The organism is Maribacter aurantiacus, assembly GCF_005780245.1.
GTDB classification, from domain to species: Bacteria; Bacteroidota; Bacteroidia; order Flavobacteriales; family Flavobacteriaceae; genus Maribacter; species Maribacter flavus.
In genome coordinates, this window is sequence record NZ_VBUK01000022.1 from 1 (window position 1) to 3,692 (window position 3,692).

At 35.0% G+C, this 3,692-nt stretch carries 3 protein-coding genes; all 3 read right to left on the reverse strand.

What is annotated here, in order from left to right; all coding sequences use genetic code 11:
• Positions 1–75: 75 nt before the first annotated feature.
• The 3 genes from FEK29_RS17770 to FEK29_RS17780 all read right to left on the reverse strand — a co-directional run bounded on the left by FEK29_RS17770 (position 76) and on the right by FEK29_RS17780 (position 3,527).
• Complete coding sequence (locus FEK29_RS17770) at positions 76–885, reverse strand: hypothetical protein (RefSeq protein WP_138259780.1); 810 nt, start codon at positions 883–885, stop codon at positions 76–78.
• Between the two features lie 206 nt (positions 886–1,091).
• Positions 1,092–1,805, reverse strand: a complete 714-nt coding sequence (locus FEK29_RS17775) for a hypothetical protein (RefSeq protein WP_138259781.1) — start codon at positions 1,803–1,805, stop codon at positions 1,092–1,094.
• 6 nt (positions 1,806–1,811) lie between these two features.
• Entirely contained in the window at positions 1,812–3,527 is a 1,716-nt protein-coding gene (locus FEK29_RS17780; protein WP_205123428.1) for an amidohydrolase, read from the reverse strand.
• Positions 3,528–3,692: the final 165 nt, after the last annotated feature.

The following is a 3,692-nucleotide window of genomic DNA, read 5'->3' on the forward strand; positions in this document are numbered from 1 at the left end:
CCATCATTATGAGGTAATTGAAAATTAAATATTAACTTTAGAGAACTGGACTAGGGCTTTTCATAGGATACATTGTTAGGCAACGTTTTTCTTTGCTTTTTCAATTCGTTTTAATGTGGTTTCCCTAAACTTATCACTTAATTCAGAAATCAAGTCCTGATGTTTTTCCAATTCCAATAACTTTTCCCAGTTCTTTTCTTTTTCTAAATGACTTGAAATTGAAGGAACAAGATTTTTAGGAAAAGAGTAATAAAATTCCTCTGGATTTTTTAAATCGTTCAACAATTCTGTTATTTCTCTATGTCTGTTTAAAATCTCAAAATATTTTTCGGTTGACTTTTCTTTTTTCTTGATTTGAGTTTGATTATCAGATTTTAGGCTCAAAATTTTCTCAACTTTTTCTATTTGTTCAGCTGTGAGACCGACTGGAATATATACAGTTCCATACCATCTATCGTCATAATCATCGTGAGAAAGTCCGCCCCAAACAGGAACCTTTCCGTTATTCCATTCAGCAAGCGAGTTATTCAGTCTTTTATTGCCTTTTGGCGTATAACCAAGTAATTCATTTTGTTGGTTATAAATTCCGACTGCGTACATATCGTGTGAATTGTCCTCACATTTTCCAATTCCGATGAAATCTCCGCTATGAATTTTTGGGTTTAAATTTTGATAAAACATTCCTTTCATCTCAAAGGTTTTTATTCCTTTTTTCTTGTACAGAATTTTATCTTCTACAATGTCAATTCGATTCGTGTTTACGTTTGTATTCTGTTTTTGAGGAACAACTTTTTTTTGAACTTTAGAAGTCTTTTTCGTTTTGCTTTTTCCAATGAAATAAGCAATGACGATTATAATTATTATGATTGCAATAAATTCTGTCATAGTCTGTTTCTCAAATGTTGCCTAACGGTCTCGGCTATGAGTAGTTGCGTAGTTTAGCACTTAACCTTGCAAGTTCACACCAAACTGAAAATCCGCGAGGATTTTCAGAAGTAGGCGAGAACCAGCAATTACTTATAGCCAATGTTGGCAATAGTTATAGTTTAATCTAGGCACATAGTAATTCTATAAACCAAATTACATCTTTCTTAAAGAAAAAAAGTTGCGCCTACTCTCATTGTATTGATATCATTTGTAAAGTTTGGATACCAGCCAGCGTTGACTTTAAATTTGTTAGGGGTAATTATGTAATTAAAATTAACTTCAGCTTGCCAAATAGTGTCAAAATCAAACATTGTAACAATAGGATTTAAAAAAACAAATGCTTGTTTGCTAAATTTCAAGCTCATATTTGTTTGAAACCCGAAACCACTTTCTTTAGGTTCTGTTAAATACACGTAATTAACCCCTGGGAATAGTGATATATTCTTATTTAATACTATACCAACTACTGCACCAGCTGCTAAAGACCAAGTGTCTGAACCAAGTCCATTGGCGACAGAACCTGTTGGGATACTAATGTCTGCAAAAGGTGCAATGGCGATAACAGTTTTTGATATATTCCGCTTGACTGCATTAAAGTAACGCACTCTTACATCCGAAAGCCCAAACTTATTAGTTGCATCATTATACAAAAGTGGAACTTCTGCTAATAAAAGGTTATCAGGGTTGAAGGCATATTGAAAATTAATTCTCGTGCCATAGGTAGCAAAACCATCATAGGCATTGTACTCACCTAAGGTATTTATTTGCGTGTATAGATTGGTAGGCTTAGAAGGGTCTATTTCTACCGAAGTATCTTGTGCCTGTGTGTATTGAAGGCATAAAGAAAATAACAAGCATATTAAATATATATTTTTCATCTCTAACTAATTTTTTTTGTAAATGGTTTCTCCTTCTTTAATGGTTTCAAGGACTTTGATTTCTTTAATTTTCATAGGGTCTACTTTCAAGGGGTTATTGTCCAGAATAACTAAATCTGCTAGCTTACCATTTTCTAAAGTCCCTTTTTTAGCTTCTTCAAAATACTGATAAGCCGCATTGATGGTAATTGCTTTTAAGGCTTGATATGGCGAAATCCTTTCGTCCGCACCTATAACTTCACCATTTCTTGAAACTCTGTTTACAGCCGTCCAAACAACCATCATTTGGTCTATGGGTGCTACATTGAAATCTGTGTGGTTGGTAGGTTTCAATCCTTTTGAAATTGCCGTTTTCATTGGGCTTATAAAAGACGCTTGCTCCAAACCTCTATTTTTTATATGGGCATCCGCAAAAAAGAAAGTATGCTCAGTGTAGAGCGATGGAATCATATTATACTCCACATATTTATCTAATTGGTCTGGACGTACAAATTGAGAATGGATAATTGTAGTTCTGCGTTCTTTGGTTGGATTTCCATTGCTAGCGAATTCGTGAGCTTTTATACACATATCTATGGCACCATCACCATTAGCGTGAAAAGTTGATTGTAAACCTTTATCATACACGTTTTTTAGCATTTGGTTGACTTCGTCCTGCGAAAATGTAGATTCTCCTAACCAGTTTTCTTCACCACTAGGGCCACCAGTTAAATAAGGTGTTGTAAACAATGCTGTTCGTCCTTGAGGCGAGCCATCTATGGTTATTTTAATACCACCTAGTTTAAATCGATTATTGTATTTACCAAAATCATCAGCACTATAAAGTTTAAAAATTGTATCGAATTCGGTTATAAAAGGATAGGAAACAACATCAATGAATAAAGACTTATTATCTGCACCTTTTTGAACGATTTGTATATCTCCTAAATGAGCCGCTCCATCTTGTGCAGTTGTAACTCCAGCCGCTGCATAAATCATTTGCCCATCTTTAATTTGTTGTAACAGCTCTTCTTCAGTTGGCTTAGGTAATTGAGAAAAAATGGGTAAAAATGCGGTTTCCATTATCAAGCCATAAGGTTTATTGGTTCCAGGTTTTCTTACGATAATTCCTCCGGGTGGTGTTTCGGTTTTTTCAGAAAACCCAAATTGTTCTAAAGCTTTAGAGTTTAAAACAGCTCCGTGCAAAGAAACGTGCATCACCATTACAGGATTATTTGGAAAGGCTTCATCTAAGTCGTCCCGATTTAATAATTTACCTTCTGGCATCACGGTATCGTCATAGCCATAGCCCATTATTAATTTACCATCTGGTATGTTTTTTTCTGATTGAAGGTTTTGTAAAGCTTTTACTACACCAGCTACATTATCAGCTTCTCCAACAGGTGAGGGCGAACAATTGGCCTGAGTGCTCATTCCTAATGAATTAATAAAATGAGAATGTGGGTCGATAAAGCTAGGCATTAAGGTTTTACCATTTAAGTCTATCATTTGATGACCGTTTCCTGCTATTTCCATAGCTTCACTTGAGTCACCTACAAATAATATTCTACCGTCCCTAACTACAATCGCTTCGGCATATTCGGGATTTTCTCCTGTCATAGTAATAATGTCTCCACCATAATAGACAACAGCATTATTTTCTACTCGTTGTTTTTCATTTTTTTTACAAGAGAATAATAGACATATTCCCAAAATCAGTAACAAGGTTTTTTTTGTTTTCATATTCTTTGGTTTTAATTATTGCCAACGGTCTCGTATAACCGTCAGTTACGGGTTTATATGCGTTAGTTTTCGGTTTAGCACAGACTTTAGCAATTCCGAGTGGATTCGGACGTAGTCGAATCCGCCGTAATTGCGGTTAGCATCTATGTAAAAGCAGCGTGTCCT

Bases quoted from the DNA above. Each gene is read 5' to 3' on its own strand.
- FEK29_RS17770 (WP_138259780.1), bottom strand. From the start codon at position 885: ATGACAGAATTTATTGCAATCATAATAATTATAATCGTCATTGCTTAT.
- FEK29_RS17775 (WP_138259781.1), bottom strand. From the start codon at position 1,805: ATGAAAAATATATATTTAATATGCTTGTTATTTTCTTTATGCCTTCAA.
- FEK29_RS17780 (WP_205123428.1), bottom strand. From the start codon at position 3,527: ATGAAAACAAAAAAAACCTTGTTACTGATTTTGGGAATATGTCTATTA.